Origin of the sequence: Nonomuraea sp. ATR24 (assembly GCF_041950485.1) — a bacterium.
Lineage (GTDB): Bacteria > Actinomycetota > Actinomycetes > Streptosporangiales > Streptosporangiaceae > Nonomuraea > Nonomuraea ceibae.
In genome coordinates this window covers 54,283-71,524 of record NZ_JBGNUU010000018.1, presented here as the reverse complement: position 1 = coordinate 71,524, position 17,242 = coordinate 54,283, and the positions used below count along the sequence as shown (strand labels likewise).

The window sequence follows — 17,242 nt, the reverse complement described above, 5'->3', positions numbered from 1 at the left end:
ATGCTGACGATCTCGCAGGAACTGGTTGACAAGATCGTTGCCCACGCCAGGGCCGACCACCCCGACGAGGCGTGCGGCGTGATCGCGGGGCGCAACGGGGTGCCGGAGCGGTTCATCCCGATGGAGAACGCCGAGCGTTCGCCGACCTTCTACCGGTTCGACTCGATGGAGCAGTTCCGCGTGTGGCGGGAGATGGACGACCGCGACGAGGAGCCCGTCGTCATCTACCACTCCCACACCGCGACGGAGGCCTACCCGTCGCGCACCGACGTCTCCTATGCCTCCGAGCCGAACGCCCACTACGTTCTGGTCTCCACGCGGGACGAGGACCAGGTGGAGTTCCGCTCGTACCGGATCCTCGACGGAGAGATTTCCGAGGAAGAGGTAAGGTTCATCCCATGATGGTCAGGCCGGTGCAGAGTTTCCTCTTCGCGCACACCCCTGCCGTTGTCGTCTACGACTGTCGCTGAGCCGGAATTCGCCAGCCAGCATTCGGCGTTGCCGCCGATGGGACGACCCTGATCCGAGGAGACTGACAGCGATGGCCATCGAGGTTCGCATTCCGACCATCCTGCGTAACTACACCGACGGCGCCAAGGCCGTCGACGCCGAGGGCGCCACCCTCGACGACCTGATCACCAACCTGGAATCCCGCCACCCGGGCATCAAGGACCGGCTGGTGGACGAGTCCGGCCTGCGCCGGTTCGTCAACGTCTACCTCAACGACGAGGACGTGCGCTTCCTCGGCGGTCTCGGCACCCCGCTGTCCGACGGCGACACGGTGACCGTGCTGCCGGCCGTCGCCGGCGGGTGACATGCGCTTCGACTCGCTGATCGACTCGGTGGGCCGCACCCCGCTGGTCGGCCTGCCCCGGCTGTCGCCGAGCGCTGACGTGCGGGTGTGGGCCAAGCTGGAGGACCGCAACCCGACCGGTTCGATCAAGGACCGGCCGGCGCTGTGGATGGTGCAGCAGGCGGAGAAGGACGGCCTCCTCACCCCCGGCTGCACGATCCTGGAGCCCACCAGCGGCAACACCGGCATCTCGCTGGCGATGGCCGCCAAGCTCAAGGGCTACAAGCTGATCTGCGTCATGCCGGAGAACACCTCCGAGGAGCGCCGCCAGCTCCTGCGCATGTGGGGTGCGGAGATCATCTCCTCGCCCGCGGCGGGCGGCTCCAACGAGGCGGTGCGGGTGGCCAAGGGCCTGGCGGCGGAGCATCCCGACTGGGTGATGCTCTACCAGTACGGCAACCCGGCCAACTGGCGCTCCCACTACGAGACGACCGGGCCGGAGATCCTGGCGGACCTGCCGTCCGTCACGCACTTCGTGGCCGGGCTCGGCACGACCGGCACCCTCATGGGTGTCGGCCGCTTCCTGCGCGAGCGGGTGCCGGACGTGCGGATCGTGGCCGCCGAGCCGCGCTACGGCGAGCTCGTCTACGGGCTGCGCAACGTGGACGAGGGCTTCATCCCTGAGCTGTACGACGAGTCCGTGCTGACCACGCGCTTCTCCGTGGGGTCGGCCGACGCGCTGCGCCGCACCCGCGAGCTGTTGGCGTCGGAGGGCATCTTCGCCGGCGTGTCCACCGGGGCCGCCCTGCACGCCGCGCTGGGCATGGCGCGCAAGGCCGTCAAGGAGGGCGCGCGGGCCGACATCGTGTTCGTGGTCGCCGACGGCGGCTGGAAGTACCTGTCCACGGGCGCGTACGAAGGCACGCTGGACGAGGCCGAGCAGCGGCTCGAAGGCCAGCTCTGGGCCTGAGACGCAAAGAGGGAGGGGCGGCCCGGCCGGGCCGCCCCTCCCTCTTTGTCGTGTGACGTCAGTTGAACAGGACCCGCAGCGAGAACGACACGTCGGTGTCGGTCTGCTTGCCGCTGAGCCCCACCGCGCGCAGCACCTGCAGGTTGGCCTTCTCCTCGCCCTGAAGGTTGTTCAGATAGAGCTTCTCGACCTTGTCCAGGTCGACGAACAGGCCGAACGTGGCCTGGTCCGCCTCCGGGATCGCGGTCTGGAAGGTCTCGCTGTCGCCGAGCGCGCCGTCCTCGGCGAGCTTCTTGGCGTAGGCGTCGTCGGTGGCCACCGTGAGGACGCCGTCACCGGCGACCTTGGCGATCTTCACCTGCTGACCCTGCGCGGTGAGCGCCCCTTGGACCTTGTCCAGGATGGCCTGCGCCTTGGCGGCGTCGGTGGCGACCCGGACACCGGCCTTGTACTGCTGCGACTCCAGGCCCTCGCCGTCGAGCGCGATGGTGAGGTTCTGGCCCAGCACGGTCGCCAGGTCGCCGGGCAGGTCGAGCCCGAACTGGGACTTGGCCTGCTGGACGAACTGCTGGAACTGGGCGCCGCTGGACGTCTTGGCCGCCGACTTCTCGATCTCGCCCCACTTGTTCGTGATGAGGCTGTCGAGGCCGGACATGGAGAACGCGCCCACGGTGCTGTCGGGCAGCGCGGCCAGGGAGGTGCCGGTCAGGTCCTCGCCGTTGGTGAGGTTCTGGCCGCCGCGCACCGCGCCCGCCAGCTCGACGTAGGAGCCGTCGAAGCGCAGCGCGCCCGCGAACCTGGCGGTCTTGATCTGCTCCATCAGCAGCTTCTGGTCGGGCGTCAGCGTGTCCTTCGACAGCTCGGCCAGCTTGCCCAGGTGCCCCCAGAAGGACAGCACGCCCTGCTCGCCGATCGCGTTCAGGTCGTCGCTGAAGTCGGCGTTGTCGGCCAGGCTGCCTGCTTCGGCGCCGTACTTGTCGGCGAGCTGCTGGTTGGCCGTCAGGAGCGCGTAGTCCTCGCGGAAGGCGATGCCGTACTCGGACTTGCCCATCATCTTGGCGATGCCCGCCCTGGCCGCCTCCTCGTCCTTGACCTGGACGGCCACGGCGAAGTCGGGGTCCTCGCCGCCGGAGGGCAGGATGCCGACGCCGACGCGGCTGCCGAGCCACGGGTCGACGTCCTTGGCCCAGTCGACGTCCTTCAGGCCCTCGGGGCTGTCCTTCTTCAGCGCGTCGAACAGCGCCTGGCGCGGGTCCTCGCCCTGGAAGGAGTCCTTGGTGACGGTGAACTTCCTGCCGATCTCGAACAGCGCAAGCTTCTGGTTCGCCGCCGGGTCCAGGTCGAGGCGGACGTAGGCGATCGAGGCCGCGGGCAGCACGTCGTGCGGCTGCGTCCCGCCGCCGCCGATCGCGCCCACGGCCCACACGGCGCCGCCGCCGAGCAGGATCACGGCCAGCGCGGCCGCGATGGCGATGAACAGGTTCTTGCGGCCCTTGGCGGGCGGGTCGGCGGGGGTCTGGCCGAGCATCTCGGGGCCCTGGCCGGACCAGCCGCCGCCACCGCCCTGGCCGGGCTGCTGGCCGTACTGGCCGTAACCCTGCTGCTCGTAGCCCTGCTGGCCGTAACCGGGCTGCTGGCCGCCGTAGCCCTGCTGGGCGTACGGGTCCTGCGGCTGGCCGTAGGACGGCTGCTGGCCATAGCCCTGCTGCTGCTGGCCGTAGCCCTGGGACTGGGGCTGCTGGCCGTAGGGCTGCTGCTGCCCGTAGCCGGGCTGCTGACCGTGAGTCCCCTGCTGGCCGTAGCCCTGCTGGGCGTACGGGTCCTGCGGCTGGCCGTACTGCGGCTGCTGGTACGGCTGCTGTGGCGGGTATGGCTGGCCGTGTGCCTGAGGAGGCTCAGGCTGCTGCTCGTTCCAGCGGTACGCCGTGGTCCGGTCAGGATCCTGGCCAGGTGGGGGATTATTCGCAGACATCACTCAACTCACAGTGTGGACTTATGACCACGTAGAAGTTAGCTGATGTTGCTATACAGCCGCTTGCAATGTGCTGAAGTAGGCCGTTATGCCCTGTTCAGTTGGCGGCGCAGCGCGTTGATGTGGACCTCGCCGTCGCCGTACTCCTCGACCTGGGACCAGGGCACGAACGTGCAGCCGGCGTAGACCACGCGGCCCACCGCGCGCGAGAGCCAGGAGGCGCGGCCGTGCCGGTCGCGCGTGAGCCGGAGCAGCACCGGGCCCCGGCGGGCCGAGACCATGAGCCCGTAGACCGTGCTCGCCTGCTGCAACTCTCCCCGGTTGCGCACCACGCGGATGTCCACGACGTGACCGACCCACACCCCGTTGGCGTCCCAGACGGACTGACCGATGAGTTCGGTGACATTAGCCATGATCGAACTTTCGCAGCCTTGTCGCGTTTTCGCAGGTAGGCGCGCTGATGGACGGATGCCGTAGAGTATGGCCTACTAGAATATAGTTCCATTTTGAGGGCAGGGGCTGATGACCAAGTTCGACGAGGCCACGCAGGCGATCCGCATCGACGAGACCACCTACGACGTCTGCCTCGACCCGGGTTACTCCATCGGCGGGCCGCTCAACGGCGGCTACCTCATGGCCGTGGTGCTGCGCGCCGTGGTGGACGACTCGCCGTTCGAGCACCCGGTGAGCACCACCTCGCAGTTCCACCGGTCCCCGGCGCCGGGGCCCGCGCAGGTCCGCGTCGAGCGGCTCAAGGCCGGCCGGACCGCCGCGTTCACCCGGGCCACGCTCGTCCAGGACGGCGTGCCGCAGATCGAGAGCCTGGTCACCACGGCCACGCTCACCGGCGCCGACCCGCTCTACAGTGACAAACCCGGACACGTCATGCCTCCGCTTGAGGAGTGCGTCAAGCTGCCCAATCCCAAGCCCGAGTCCAACATGACGCTCAACGCCCAGGTGGAGCTGAGCTTCGACCCGCCCACCATCGCCTGGCTGAACGGCGGCCCCACCGGCAGGCCCGAGTCGCGCGCCTACTTCCGCATGGCCGAGCCGCAGGACCCCGACCCGTTCGTGCTCGCGCTGGCCGTCGACGCGCTGCCGCCCGTGGTGTTCAGCGCCGGGCTGCGCGGCTGGGCCCCCACCGTGGACCTCACCTGGCACCTGCGCGCGCTGCCCGCTCCCGGCCTGCTCACGCTGATCGGCGGCGGCCGCCTCATCTCCGACGGCTGGTTCGACGAGGAGGTCGAGGTGTGGGACTCGGCCGGCCGCCTGGTCGCCCAGTCACGCCAGCTCGCCCGCGTCGGCCGAGGATGACACACCCGGTGTGAGCATTCTTACGCGGTGAAGACGCCGCAGGTCGCCTACCCTCGAAGCGTGCCGGACGCGAGTATTGGGATCTTCGACAGCGGGGTCGGCGGCCTGACGGTCGCCCGGGCGATCATCGACCAGCTGCCTCACGAGTCCATCACCTACGTGGCCGACACGGCCCGCCAGCCTTACGGGCCCAAGCCGCTCGCCGAGGTGCGCGCGTACGCACTGGAGGTGATGGACCACCTCGTCGAGCACGACGTCAAGATGCTCGTCATCGCCTGCAACAGCGCCAGCGCCGCGGTCCTGCGCGACGCCCGCGAACGCTACGACGTGCCCGTCGTCGAGGTGATCCAGCCCGCCACCCGCCGCGCCGTCCGCGCCACCCGCACCGGCAGGGTCGGGGTCATCGCCACCCGCGCCACCATCGACTCGATGGCCTACCACGACGCCTTCACCGCGGCGCCCGACGTGCTGCTCACCGGCGTGGCCGCCCCGCGCCTGGTCGAGTACGTCGAGCGCGGCGAGACCATGAGCCAGGAGCTCATCGACGTGGTCCGCGGCTACCTGGAGCCGATCCAGGCCGCCGGGTGCGACACGCTCATCCTCGGCTGTACCCACTACCCGCTCCTCACCGGCGCGATCTCCTACGTCGCCGGCGACGGCGTCACGCTCGTGTCCAGCGCCGACGAGACGGCCAAGGACGTCTACCGCATCCTGCACGACCGCGGCCTGGCGGCCGGGAGCGAGGCCACCCCCCGGCACCGCTTCCGCGCGACCGGTGACTCGCTGCTCTTCGCCCGGCTCGGGCGCCGCTTCCTGGGCCCGGAGATCGACGCGGTCGAAGTCGCACCAGTGGGGGGTACCACCTACGAGGGAGGCCCACATGAAGGTGACCATAGTCGGCTGCTCGGGAAGCTTTCCCGGCCCTGACAGCCCCGCGTCCTGCTATCTCATCGAGGACGAGGGCTTCAGGCTGCTGCTCGACTTCGGCAGCGGGGCGCTGGGCGCGCTGCAGCGCCACATCGGCCTGTACGACGTCGACGCGATCTGCCTGACGCACCTGCACGCCGACCACTGCCTCGACCTGTGCCCGTACCACGTCGTGCGCACCTACGGCCCGGCCGCGCCCTACCCCCGGGTGCCCGTCCACGCGCCGGCCGACGCGCCGCGCCGGCTGGCCGCCGCCTACGGCATGCCCGAGGAGCCCGGCCTGGAGTCCAGCTACGACTTCTCGCCGCTCGCGCCCGGCAGCTTCGAGGTCGGCCCGTTCCGGGTGACCGCCGCCCGCGTCGCCCACCCCGTCGAGGCGTACGGGTTCCGCGTGGAGAGCGGCGGCGGCAGCGTCGCCTACTCCGGCGACACCGGCGAGTGCGACGAGGTCGTCAAGCTGGCCGCCGACGCCGACCTGATGCTCTGCGAGGCGTCCCTGCTCGACGCCCCCGACCTGCCCGAGGGCCTGCACATGTCCGGCCGCCAGGCCGCCGAGCACGCCGCCAGGGCCGGAGCCGGCCGGCTCGTGCTCACCCACCTGGTGCCCTGGAACGACGAGGCCACCGTGCTCGACGACGCCGCCCGCGGCGGCTTCGGCGGGCCCGTCGAGCTGGCCCGCAGCGGAGCCTGCTACGACCTGAGCTGAGGCTCGGAGAAGTCGCGCATCCGCACCAGCGGGGAGAACACCAGCGGCAGGAACGACACCAGCCTGCCCGCCATGAACACCCACAACGCCTCGCGCACGCCGATCTGCTGCGCCACGATGCCGCCCAGCAGCGCGCCGAGCGGCATCGTGCCCCACACGACGAACCTGACCGTCGCGTTGACCCGGCCCAGCAGATGCTCCGGTGCGACGGTCTGGCGGTAGGTCAGCTCGCCCACGTTGTAGAGGATCGCGCCCAGCGACAGCGCGACCGAGGTGATCGCGAAGAACGAGGCCCGCCAGTCGGCCTCCGTCATCGGCAGCAGCAGGCCGAACGGCGAGGTGACGGCCAGGGCCAGCCACGACACCCGGGCCGTCCCGTACCTCCTGAACAGCGGCCCGCCGATCAGCCCGCCGATCAGCCCGCCCACGGCGCCCGACATGAGCAGCGCGCCGACCAGGCCGGGCGGCAGCAGCACCACGTCCGCCAGGAACAGCACCGACAGGCCGAGCACCGCGCTCAGGCACAGGTTCGTCAGCGCGGTGGTCGTCATGAACGTGCGCAGCAGCCGGTCACGCCAGGCGAACGCGAACCCCTCCCGGATGCCGGACAGCATGCCCCGGTCGGCGGTGCTCGCCGGAGGGTGGTCGGGAGTCCTGATCGTGCCCAGGAAGAGCACCGAGGAGAGCGAGGCCGCCGCCGTGGCGAGCAGCGTGAGCGGCGCGCCGAGCAGCTGCACGAGCACGCCGCCGAGGCCGGGACCGGCCAGCGCGCCGCCGGAGCGGACCACTTCGAGCTTGGCGTTGCCGTCGGCCAGCCGGTCCTTCGTCACCAGCTCCGGCAGGTAGCTCAGGTCGGAGACGTCGTTGAACACCCCGGCCACGCTCACCAGCAGCGCCACCACGCACAGCATCGCCATCGACAGCAGGCCCAGCGCGCTCGCCGCCGGGATGCTCGCCAGCAGCAGGCACCTGGCCAGGTCGGCGGCCATCATCACGCGGCGCTTCCGCATCCGGTCGACCCACACCCCCGCGGGCAGGCCGATCAGCAGGAAGGCCGCGCTCTGTAACGCCGACAGGACTCCCAAGGAGAGAGGGGAGGCGTGCAACGTCAGCACGGCGACCAGAGGGAGCGCCACACGCGAGATATTGGCGCCCATTTCGTTGGCGACGTGCGAGCTCAAGAAGCGGAGAAAGTCAGGGCTACGCAACACCCCCGTTGTCATTGCGTCAGGATCCCTGTGTCGGACACCGTCGGTCAAGAGCGTGGTGGCGCGGAGATAGGGTGATCTGCATGTCTCGACAGGATGGCCGCAATTCTGACCAGCTCCGTTCCATCAACATCACAAGACGGTGGCTTTCTCACGCCGAGGGTTCGGTGCTGGTGGAGTTCGGCGGCACGCGGGTCCTCTGCGCCGCCTCCGTCCAGGACAGCGTGCCCCGGTGGCGGCGAGGCAGCGGGCAGGGCTGGGTGACCGCCGAGTACGCGATGCTGCCGCGCGCCACCAACACCCGCAACGACCGCGAGTCGGTCCGCGGCAAGATCGGCGGGCGCACCCACGAGATCTCCCGGCTCATCGGCCGCTCGCTGCGCGCCTGCGTCGACTACAAGGCGCTCGGCGAGAACTCCATCGTGCTCGACTGCGACGTGCTCCAGGCCGACGGCGGCACCCGCACCGCCGCCATCACCGGCGCGTACGTGGCGCTCGCCGACGCCGTCGCGTGGATGCGCGAGCGCAAGATGTGCCCCGGCGACCCGCTGATCGGCTCCGTCTCCGCCGTCTCCGTCGGCGTGGTCGGCTCGGTGCCGATGCTCGACCTCTGCTACGTCGAGGACGTCGCCGCCGAGACCGACATGAACGTCGTCATGACCGGCGAGGGCAGCTTCGTCGAGGTGCAGGGCACCGCCGAGGGCGCGCCGTTCGACCGGGCCGTGCTCGACCAGCTCCTCGACCTGGCCGTGGCCGGCTGCGAGGAGCTGACCCTGATCCAGCAGGAGGCGCTGAGCTCATGAAGATCGTTCTCGCCACGCGCAACCCGGGGAAGATCGCCGAGCTGCGCCGCATCCTGGCCGGCTTCGACATCGTCGGGCTGGAGGAGTTCCCCTCGATCGGCGACGTCGCCGAGACCGGCGTCACGTTCGAGGAGAACGCCCTGCTCAAGGCGCACGCCGTGGCCCAGGCCGCCGGGCTGCCCGCCGTCGCCGACGACTCCGGCCTCTGCGTCGACGTGCTCAACGGCATGCCCGGCGTGCTGTCCGCCCGCTGGGCCGGCCGCCACGGCGACGACGAGGCCAACCTGCGGCTGCTGCTCGCCCAGGTGTCCGACGTGCCCGCCGACAAGCTGACCGCGCACTTCGCCTGCGTGGCCGCGCTCGCGCTGCCGTCGGGGGAGTGGCGGGTTGCCGAGGGCACGCTGCCCGGCCGCCTCGTCACCACGCCCCGGGGCACCAACGGGTTCGGCTACGACCCGATCCTCGTGCCCGACGGCGACACGCGCACCACCGCCGAGCTGTCACCCGAGGAGAAGGACGCCATCAGCCACCGGGGCCGCGCCTTCCGCGCCCTCGCGCCGATCGTCCGCGAACTGCTCTCGGCGTAACCACCGCGTAAGAACCCTCGGCCGCCGGGCGGCGTAGCGTCGTTCATGTGCAGAGGAATTCGGTCATCCCGGCCTGGGCGGGCGCGCTGGCGGGCATCGTGGCAGGGGGCGTGGCGCTCGGCGCCGCCCAGCTCGTGGCGGGGGTCGTCGGCGGCGACGCCTCCCCGGTGGTCGCGGTGGGCGACGCCGTCGTGGACCTGTCGCCGGCGGCGCTCAAGGAGTTCGCCGTCGCCGCGTTCGGCGTGTACGACAGGGTCGTCCTGCTCGGCGGGGTGCTCGTCGTGCTCGCCCTGGTCGCGGCCGGGCTCGGCGTGCTCGCCCGGGGCGCCGTCGGCCGCGGGCTGGCCGGGGTGGTGGCGTTCGGCGCCGTGGGGCTGGCTGCGGTCCTCACCCGGCCCGGGGCGGGCGCGGTCGACGCGCTGCCGACCGTGGTGGGCGTCGTGGCGGGCATGTGGACGCTGTCCTGGCTGATCGGCCGCGCCACGCCCTCTGCAGTGTCCTCTGTCGCGCCTGAGCTGCCCGCCGTGATGCGGGCGGGCGGAGGGGAGCCGTACGCGTTCGACCGGCGGCGGCTGCTGACCGGCGCCGCCGGGGGCGTGGTCGCCGCGGGGGCCGGGACGCTGCTCGGGCACGGGCTCGGCAGCCGCCGGGCCGTGGACGCCGCCCGGGTCGCCCTCGCCCTGCCCGCTCCGGCGACCCCCGCGCCGCCGCTGCCGCCGGGGACCGACTTCAAGCTCAACGGCCTCACCCCCTTCATCACGAAAAATGCTGACTTCTACAGGGTGGACACCGCGCTGATCGTCCCCCAGGTGGACCCCGCCACCTGGACCCTGCGCGTCCACGGGCTCGTCGACCGGCCCATCGAGATCACGTACGAGGACCTGCTGAGAAGGCCGCTGACCGAGGCCGACATCACCCTCACCTGCGTCTCCAACGAGGTCGGCGGCCCCTACGCGGGCAACGCCCGCTGGCTCGGCGCCCGCATGGCCGACCTGCTGCGCGAAGCCGGCCTCCGCTCCGGCGCCGACATGCTGCTGTCCACCTCCGCCGACGGGTTCACCTGCGGCACCCCGCTCGACGTCGTCATGGACGGCCGCGACGCCCTGTTCGCCGTCGCCATGAACGGCGAACCGCTGCCCGTCGACCACGGCTTCCCCGTACGCCAGGTGGTGCCCGGCCTGTACGGATACGTGTCGGCGACCAAATGGGTGGTCGACCTCAAGGTGACCCGGTTCGACACGGACGAGGCGTACTGGACACCGCGCGGCTGGGCGGCCAAGGGGCCCATCAAGACCCAATCGCGCATCGACCTCCCCAAGCCGGGCGCCACGCTGCCCGCCGGCCGCACCACGATCGCGGGCGTCGCCTGGGCCCAGCACACCGGCGTCGACGCCGTCGAGGTCCGCGTCGACGGCGGCGCCTGGCAGCAGGCCCGGCTCGCCGCCGTCCCCGGCCCCGACACCTGGCGGCAGTGGGCCCTCGACTGGGACGCCACCCCGGGCGACCACACCATCGAGGTACGCGCCACCGACGCCGCCGGGCGCACCCAGACCGCCGAACGCCGCCCCATCACCCCCGACGGCGCCACCGGCCGGCACACCGTCACCGTCCACACCACCTGACGACCCGTCCAGATACGTCCGCGTTTGCGCAGGTCAGATGGGTAGTCATGGCCGACAATCTTCCTGACTTTGGCCCCTCATCCGCGGCGACCACCCCTACGATCGGTCGTCGAGCATGACAGGAGGCAGGACGTGTTCCGCGACCGCAAGTCCGGCGTCCGGTGGGTCCTTCCCGAGGGGCAGTACAACCCCGTGGTCGCTGACGGTGTCCGATGGCTCGAATACGAGCGCGCCGCCGACCCAGGCCCGCCCGACTCCACCCAGCCAGAGCCCAACTCCCCATCCCCCAACCCCACCCAACCACCCCCAACCCACGCCAACGCCCACCCCGACCGCACCCGAGGCAGCGCCGTCCCGAGCGACGACGTTCGGGGGGACCGCACCTGGGGCGGCCCCGCCCCGGACGACGACGCTTCGGGTGAGCGCGCGCGAGGTGCCACCGCCTGGGGTGGCCGCACATGGGGCGGTGAAGCACGGCGTGACCGCGCCCGAGGCGACGATGCCCAGGGCGGCGATCCCTGGGGCGGGTTGCGCCCCTTTGGCAGCGAAGCCCGGGACAACCGCGCCCAAGGCGGCGACATCCGGGGTGGCCACCTCGGAGACGGCCGCGCTGGAGGTGACCGCGCTCGGGGTGACGTCGCTCCGGGTGACGGGGCCCGTACCGAGGCCCCTCGGCAGGAGGTCGCGTGGGCCGACACCATCTGGTCCGACGCCACCTCCACGGGAGCCGGGGGCGGCACCCGGCCGGACCCGGCCCAGCCGCGCCCGAGCGCGCCCTTCGACCTGCGGAAAGGCTCACCCTCACCGGAGGGCGGGGAACGCGCGCCCGGTGGCAAGCCACCCGCACCCAACGGCACGGGCCCCGCGCCCGGCGGCACCCCGTACGACGGCCGGTGGCTGACCGGGGAGTCGCGCACCCCAGGGTCGTCGGCCCCGGCCTCCCACCCGAACGGCTCCTTCCCGCAGAGCCGGCCGCCGAGCGCCGGCCAGAGCCCGCCGTCCGAAACCCAAAACGCCCCGCCGTCCGGGGCCCACCACGCCCAGCACACCTGGCCCGGCCCGTCGCTCGGCACCGTCATGCCGGGCTCACCGCACGGGCGCTCGAACGGCACACCGAACGGCACGGCGGCAGGCGGAGGGATGCCCGGTGCGGCGAACGGCGCTGCGACGGGCGCGATGCCGGGCTGCTCGGCATGGCCAGGCACGCCCGCCCCACCGAACGGCACCACCGCCTCACCACACGGCACCACCCCGCCACACGGGATCACTGCCCCACCGAACGGCACTGTCCCGTCCTCGAACGGCACCGGCGCCTCGTCGAACGGCGCCGCCTCTCCGCAGGCCGGGAGGGACGCGCCGAACGGCCCCGCGCCGTCGTCGAAGCGACCCCGCTCCCCACAGGAGCTCGGCCAACTGCCCGCCTGGCCGGGCCACCTGCCGTCCGAACCGGCCACGCACCCCAACGAGCCGCCCACGAGGCCGGCCGCTCGACGCGAGGAGCCGCCGGAGTCCCGCCCGACGACCTGGCCCGGAGAAGCGTCCGCTGCCAGGTGGCCGGACAGGTTCTCCTCGCCCACGTGGCCAGGCGAGCCACCCGCCGTCCGCCCGGGCGACCCGCCCGCGCGACCGGGCGAGCGGCCCGAGGGGGCGGCGCACCGGGCTGGGGGAGCGGCGGCGGCTCCTCCTGCCACGTGGCTGGGCGATACGTCCGCGCGATCTGCCGTACGGCCAGGACCGGGGTTTGACGCCCCGGCCCGTCGGCCCGGGGAGGCGGCGGCGGGTACCGGTGCGCGGCCGGGTGAGGCGCAGGCGCGCGCCGCTGTATGGCCGGGCGAGGCGGCGCAGTCCGTTACGCAGGCGGGTGCTCGTCACTCTGGGCCGGGGCGAAGCGCCGGTGAGGGCAGGGGGGCTGCGGTTCTCGCGGGGGAGGGGCGGCGGGGGACGGCGGAGTACGACTGGTTCGACTGGCCGCATCGGCCGCCGAAGCTCGTGGACAGCAGGCCGTACGGGGTGCCGGGCGGGCTGGTGCCGCCGGATCCGCAGGTGGAGCGGGATCTGGCGGCGGCGGTGACGATGGGGACGCGGTTCCCGGACCCGCGCGGCACGTGGGTGCGGCTGATCAACGGCGGCGGCCCGGCGGATGATCCGTTCCGCGTGTCGAATGCCGCCGACTGCGCGCTGGCCGTGCTGTCCACGTGGCATGGGGAGCCGGCGGCGTCGGCGCCGAGGATGCCCGAGTACGACCGGGTGGGGCGGCCGTTGCTGACCGGTGAGGCGGGGAGCACGGCGCGGATGGAGCGCTGGGTCGGTCAGCGGTTCCAGCATGCGGGGCAGGGGCGGCACGCGTACCCGATGGTGGCGCGGCGGCTGCTGGAGGCGGGGCACGGCGCGTCGGCGGTGATCGTGGTGCGCTGGCCGGGCGGCGGGACGCACGCGTGGAACGCGGTGAACTCCCACGGTGAGGTGATCTGGATCGACGCGCAGCGGGGGCACATGGCGGTGGAGCCGCCGTACCTGACGGTGACGGGGGTGTTCTGCGTGATTCTCGACAGGCAGGGGCAGCCGCGGTGAACATGGACCAGGCCAGGGCGCTGGCGGAGGAGTACTTCAACGGGGTGCGCCCGGCGGGGGAGGCGCTGTCGGTGGGCATTCACGCGTTCGCCGAGGGGTACGTGGCGTGGGTGCGGGATCTGGAGCCTGACGATCCTGCGCGGCTGCCCGACGCGGTGGGCGGGGGCTGTGTGGTGATCGACCGGGCCACGGGCGAGGTGGTGGCCCGGCCGCTGCTCGATCCGGAATCGGTGGCGGAGCTGTGGCCGGGGCATCGGCCCCGGTGACGGCCCAGGGCCTCGGCTGACGGCCCAGGACCCAGGGCGGCGCGGGACGGGTGAGGCCGGGCGCCGCCCCCATGGACGCCCGACCTACAAGTGCCCTATCCGGATTTAGCGGCTTTTATCCATCTCTATCCGCATTTATCCAATTCCCCGGCGTCAGGTGGCGAGCGACCCGACGATCGACGCCCGGGCGGCGCGCCGAGCCGGCACGACCGCCGCCAGCACCCCGGCCAGCCCCGACACGACCACGAACAGCGCGATCTGCCACGGCGACGCCGAGAAGACGGCCCCCGACAGCATCGCCCGCACCGCGGCCCAGCCGAACGACATGCCCAGCACCACGCCCACCAGCGCCCCGATCAGCCCGAGCACCAGCGCCTCCACGGAGAGCATCCGCCGCAACTGCGGCCTGGTGAGCCCGAGCGCCCGCAGCAGCGCCGATTCCCTGGTCCGCTCGTGGACCGACAGGGAGAGCGTGTTGGCGATGCCGAGCAGCGAGATGAGGATCGCCAGCCCGAGCAGCCCCGTGATGATCATGAGCACCATGTCGAGCGTCTGGTCGAACTCGCCGCGGATCTCGGTCGAGCTCATCACCTGGACGGTCGGGTGGCCGGCCGCCGCGGCGTCGACCACGGCGCGGGCCCGTTCCGCGGTCACGCCGTCGGCGATGTTGAGCACGACGGTGCTGTCGGGCACCGCCCCGAACACCTCGTCGAACTGCGGCGCGGACATCGTGATCGTGGGCAGCGGCGAGTCGCTTCCCGGGAAGACGGCGACCACCCGCAGGTTGACCGTGCCGGACCGCTTGGCCTTGACGGGGACGGTGTCGCCGACCTTGACGCCCAGGTCGGTGGCGGCGTAGTCGGCGATGGCGGCCGTGCCGGGCCCGAGCGCGCCGATCGAGCCGGACGTCACCTCAGGCTTGAGCGGCCCCTGGAAGGCGCCCACCTGGACCTTGACGTCGCCTGACGTGCTCATCGTGTCGCGGATCTGCACCACGCCCGACAGCTCGGGCGCGGCCCGCAGCTCGTCGGCGATGGAGCGCGGGATGCTGGACTCGCGCGACTGGGAGGTGAGCTGGTAGTCGACGGGGAACTGGTCGTCGAGCTTGACCGTCACGGTGGCCCGGGTCGACGCGGTGATCACCGAGATGAGCGTCATCAGCGTCACGCCGATGGTCAGCGCCACGGTCGTGGTGGCCGCCCGCTTGGGGTTGCGCCCGGAGTTGTCCACGGCCAGCTTGCCGGGCACCCCGAACAGCCGGGCCGGGAGCCAGCCGACCAGCGCGCTCAGCGGCCTGACCAGCAGCGGCCCGATGATGAGCACGCCCAGGAAGGTCAGCACGCCGCCGCCCATGACGACGAGCAGCGAGATCTGCTCGCCGGGCGTCATCACCAGCGCGCCGACCGCGGCCAGCCCGACGCCGCCCAGCAGGAACAGCGCGGCGAACGCCACGCGCAGCATCCCAGCCCGGAACGTCTGCTCCTCGGTCTGCGTGCGCAGCGCCGCGATCGGCGCGACCCGGGTGGCGGTACGGGCGGGCAGCACCGCGGCGCCGACCGTGACCACCAGGCCGACGGCCAGGCCGATGCCGATCGTGGCCGGGGTCAGCCGCATCGCCGCCTCGGTGGGCAGCGGCGCGTCCACTGCGCGTAGCACGGCCAGCGTGATCGCGCTCAGGCCGTAGCCGGCGGCCAGCCCGAGCACCGACGCGATCAGGCCGACCACCGCCGACTCGACGAGCACCGAGCCGAACACCTGGCCGCGCGTCGCCCCGATGCACCGCAGCAGCGCCATCTCCCGGGTCCGCTGCGCGACGAGGATGTTGAAGGTGTTGTAGATGACCAGCGTCGCCACCAGCATCGCCACGAACCCGAACATCAGCAGCCCGAGGGTGAGCATCTCGATCTGCAGCCCGGCGGACTTGGCCAGGTCGGAGGCCAGCTCGTCGCCGGTCTTGACGACGAGCCCGGCGCCGGCGGCCGAGGCGACGGCCCGCTTCAGCGCGACGGGGTCGGCCCCCGCGACGTCGATCTCGGCGAACTCCCGCTCGCCGGTCATCCGCTGCGCCGTCGCCGTGGTGAACCCGAGCGCCCCGGTGAAGGCCAGCTCCTGGTCCACGCCCGGGTCGAACAGCCCGACGAGCTTGAACGTGTGCTCGCGCTGCTTGGCGTCGAGCACCGTGATCGTGTCGCCGACCTGGAAGCCCTCGGCCTTGGCGGTGTTCTCGTCGAGCACGGCCGCCTGGTCGTCGCTGCCGGGGCCGGTGCCGCTCACGATGGAGGTGCGGGCCAGCACGCCCGGCACGACGGAGATCGCCGTCGTGGGCAGGCTGCCGACGGCCTTGCCGTCCTTGCCGAGCAGCGGCGCGCTGCCGCGGACCAGCCCGTGCGCCTCCTGGACGCCGGGGACGGCGCGCACCCGTTCCAGCGTCTCCGGAGCGATGCCCTGGTCCGGCTTGCCGGGCAGCACGGCCACCGCGACCTTGCCGGCGTCGGCCGTGACGCGCTCCTCGAACCCGGCCTGGACCGTGTCGTTCAGCACGAAGGTGCCGGTGATGAACGCGACCCCCAGCATGATCGCGAGCGAGGTGAGCAGCAGCCGCACCTTGTGCGCGCGCAGCCCCGCCCTGGCGGTCTTCAGCACCTCACGCCTCCAGCTTCATCAGCGTGTCGAGCACCGACTGCGGCGTCGGCGAGGTGATCTCGGTGACCAGCGAGCCGTCCCGCAGGAACACCACCCGGTCGGCGTACGAGGCGGCCATCGGGTCGTGCGTGACCATGACGATCGTCTGGCCCAGCTCGCGCACCGACGTGCGCAGGAACGACAGCACCTCGGCGCCGCTGCGCGAGTCGAGGTTGCCGGTCGGCTCGTCGGCGAAGATCACCTGCGGCTTGCTGATGAGCGCCCTGGCCACGGCCACGCGCTGCTGCTGGCCGCCGGACAGCTCGTTGGGCCGGTGGCGCAGCCGGTCCTTCAGCCCGACGGTCTCGATGACCCGGTCGAACAGCACCTGGTCGGCCTGCCGGTCGGCGATCTCCAGCGGCAGCCGGATGTTCTCCTCGGCGGTCAGCGTCGGCAGCAGGTTGAACGCCTGGAAGATGAAGCCGATCCGCTCCCGGCGCAGCAGCGTGAGCTGCTTGTCGCCGAGCCCGGTCAGCTCCACGTCACCGATGTGCACGGTGCCCGCGGTCGCGCTGTCGAGACCGGCCAGGCAGTGCATCAGCGTGGACTTGCCGGATCCGGACGGGCCCATGATCGCGGTGAAGGCGCCGGTGGCGAAGGCCACGTCCACCTCGCGCAGGGCGTGCACCCGGGCGTCGCCCTGGCCGTACACCTTGGACAGCCCCTTGGCCACCACTGCCGGCGGCGCCTGGCGCGGGGTCTCGGTGAGAGTCACGTTCACTCCTCGTCGTGCGAAAACAACGCGACTCACGCTAGGGGCGCGAAACCCGCCGGACCTGGGCCTTGAGGACGGACTTCGTGTAGGACCCTGGATGACCCGG

Annotated in this window: 16 protein-coding genes; 11 read left to right on the top strand and 5 right to left on the bottom strand. The window is 72.1% G+C overall.

Going from position 1 to position 17,242, the window contains the following annotated elements; all coding sequences use genetic code 11:
* From ACBI99_RS33975 to ACBI99_RS33965, 3 genes are all read left to right on the top strand, one after another.
* Positions 1-402, top strand: coding sequence for a Mov34/MPN/PAD-1 family protein (locus ACBI99_RS33975; protein ID WP_219510377.1), 402 nt, complete (start codon positions 1-3; stop codon positions 400-402).
* 139 nt (positions 403-541) lie between these two features.
* The gene (locus ACBI99_RS33970) at positions 542-814 is read left to right on the top strand and encodes a MoaD/ThiS family protein (protein WP_219510378.1); all 273 of its coding nucleotides are present in this window, start codon (positions 542-544) and stop codon (positions 812-814) included.
* 1 nt (position 815) lies between these two features.
* Positions 816-1,763, top strand: a complete 948-nt coding sequence (locus ACBI99_RS33965) for a PLP-dependent cysteine synthase family protein (RefSeq protein ID WP_219510380.1) — start codon at positions 816-818, stop codon at positions 1,761-1,763.
* A gap of 58 nt (positions 1,764-1,821) precedes the next feature.
* Here ACBI99_RS33965 and ACBI99_RS33960 read toward each other — a convergent pair whose 3' ends face one another.
* Entirely contained in the window at positions 1,822-3,735 is a 1,914-nt protein-coding gene (locus tag ACBI99_RS33960) for a DUF3352 domain-containing protein (protein ID WP_375074324.1), read from the bottom strand.
* Between the two features lie 86 nt (positions 3,736-3,821).
* A complete protein-coding gene (locus tag ACBI99_RS33955; RefSeq protein WP_219510383.1) occupies positions 3,822-4,148 on the bottom strand; it encodes a hypothetical protein in 327 nt (108 codons plus the stop codon).
* Between the two features lie 109 nt (positions 4,149-4,257).
* Here ACBI99_RS33955 and ACBI99_RS33950 point away from each other — a divergent pair, with 109 nt between their 5' ends.
* The 3 genes from ACBI99_RS33950 to ACBI99_RS33940 are packed head-to-tail and all read left to right on the top strand — an operon-like array spanning position 4,258 to position 6,682.
* Positions 4,258-5,049 (top strand): thioesterase family protein, encoded by a 792-nt coding sequence (locus ACBI99_RS33950; RefSeq protein WP_357591267.1) that lies wholly within the window; start codon positions 4,258-4,260, stop codon positions 5,047-5,049.
* Positions 5,050-5,076: 27 nt separating this feature from the next.
* Positions 5,077-5,976: a glutamate racemase gene (murI, locus tag ACBI99_RS33945; protein ID WP_372455404.1), complete on the top strand. Its 900-nt coding sequence runs from the start codon at positions 5,077-5,079 to the stop codon at positions 5,974-5,976.
* Positions 5,930-6,682 (top strand): MBL fold metallo-hydrolase, encoded by a 753-nt coding sequence (locus ACBI99_RS33940; RefSeq protein ID WP_219510385.1) that lies wholly within the window; start codon positions 5,930-5,932, stop codon positions 6,680-6,682. The genes murI and ACBI99_RS33940 overlap by 47 nt, the downstream gene beginning before the upstream one ends.
* Here the strand turns inward: ACBI99_RS33940 and ACBI99_RS33935 are convergent.
* Positions 6,667-7,905: an MFS transporter gene (locus tag ACBI99_RS33935; protein ID WP_281427275.1), complete on the bottom strand. Its 1,239-nt coding sequence runs from the start codon at positions 7,903-7,905 to the stop codon at positions 6,667-6,669. The two genes, ACBI99_RS33940 and ACBI99_RS33935, sit on opposite strands and share 16 nt — an antisense overlap.
* Positions 7,906-7,973: 68 nt before the next feature.
* Here ACBI99_RS33935 and rph point away from each other — a divergent pair, with 68 nt between their 5' ends.
* The 5 genes from rph to ACBI99_RS33910 all read left to right on the top strand — a co-directional run bounded on the left by rph (position 7,974) and on the right by ACBI99_RS33910 (position 13,739).
* Entirely contained in the window at positions 7,974-8,693 is a 720-nt protein-coding gene (gene rph / locus ACBI99_RS33930) for a ribonuclease PH (RefSeq protein WP_219510387.1), read from the top strand.
* Positions 8,690-9,280, top strand: a complete 591-nt coding sequence (gene rdgB, locus ACBI99_RS33925; protein ID WP_219510388.1) for an RdgB/HAM1 family non-canonical purine NTP pyrophosphatase — start codon at positions 8,690-8,692, stop codon at positions 9,278-9,280. The genes rph and rdgB overlap by 4 nt, the downstream gene beginning before the upstream one ends.
* A 47-nt stretch (positions 9,281-9,327) precedes the next feature.
* On the top strand, positions 9,328-10,902 hold the full coding sequence (locus ACBI99_RS33920) for a molybdopterin-dependent oxidoreductase (RefSeq protein WP_375074323.1): 1,575 nt from the start codon (positions 9,328-9,330) through the stop codon (positions 10,900-10,902).
* A 1,989-nt stretch (positions 10,903-12,891) separates the two neighbouring features.
* Positions 12,892-13,473 (top strand): toxin glutamine deamidase domain-containing protein, encoded by a 582-nt coding sequence (locus ACBI99_RS33915; protein ID WP_219510390.1) that lies wholly within the window; start codon positions 12,892-12,894, stop codon positions 13,471-13,473.
* Positions 13,474-13,475: 2 nt separating this feature from the next.
* The gene (locus tag ACBI99_RS33910; RefSeq protein WP_357591305.1) at positions 13,476-13,739 is read left to right on the top strand and encodes a hypothetical protein; all 264 of its coding nucleotides are present in this window, start codon (positions 13,476-13,478) and stop codon (positions 13,737-13,739) included.
* A gap of 153 nt (positions 13,740-13,892) precedes the next feature.
* Here the strand turns inward: ACBI99_RS33910 and ACBI99_RS33905 are convergent, their stop codons facing one another.
* Both ACBI99_RS33905 and ACBI99_RS33900 read right to left on the bottom strand, forming a co-directional pair.
* On the bottom strand, positions 13,893-16,382 hold the full coding sequence (locus ACBI99_RS33905; RefSeq protein ID WP_375074322.1) for an ABC transporter permease: 2,490 nt from the start codon (positions 16,380-16,382) through the stop codon (positions 13,893-13,895).
* Between the two features lies 1 nt (position 16,383).
* Complete coding sequence (locus tag ACBI99_RS33900; protein WP_308126017.1) at positions 16,384-17,136, bottom strand: ABC transporter ATP-binding protein; 753 nt, start codon at positions 17,134-17,136, stop codon at positions 16,384-16,386.
* Positions 17,137-17,242 lie beyond the last annotated feature (106 nt).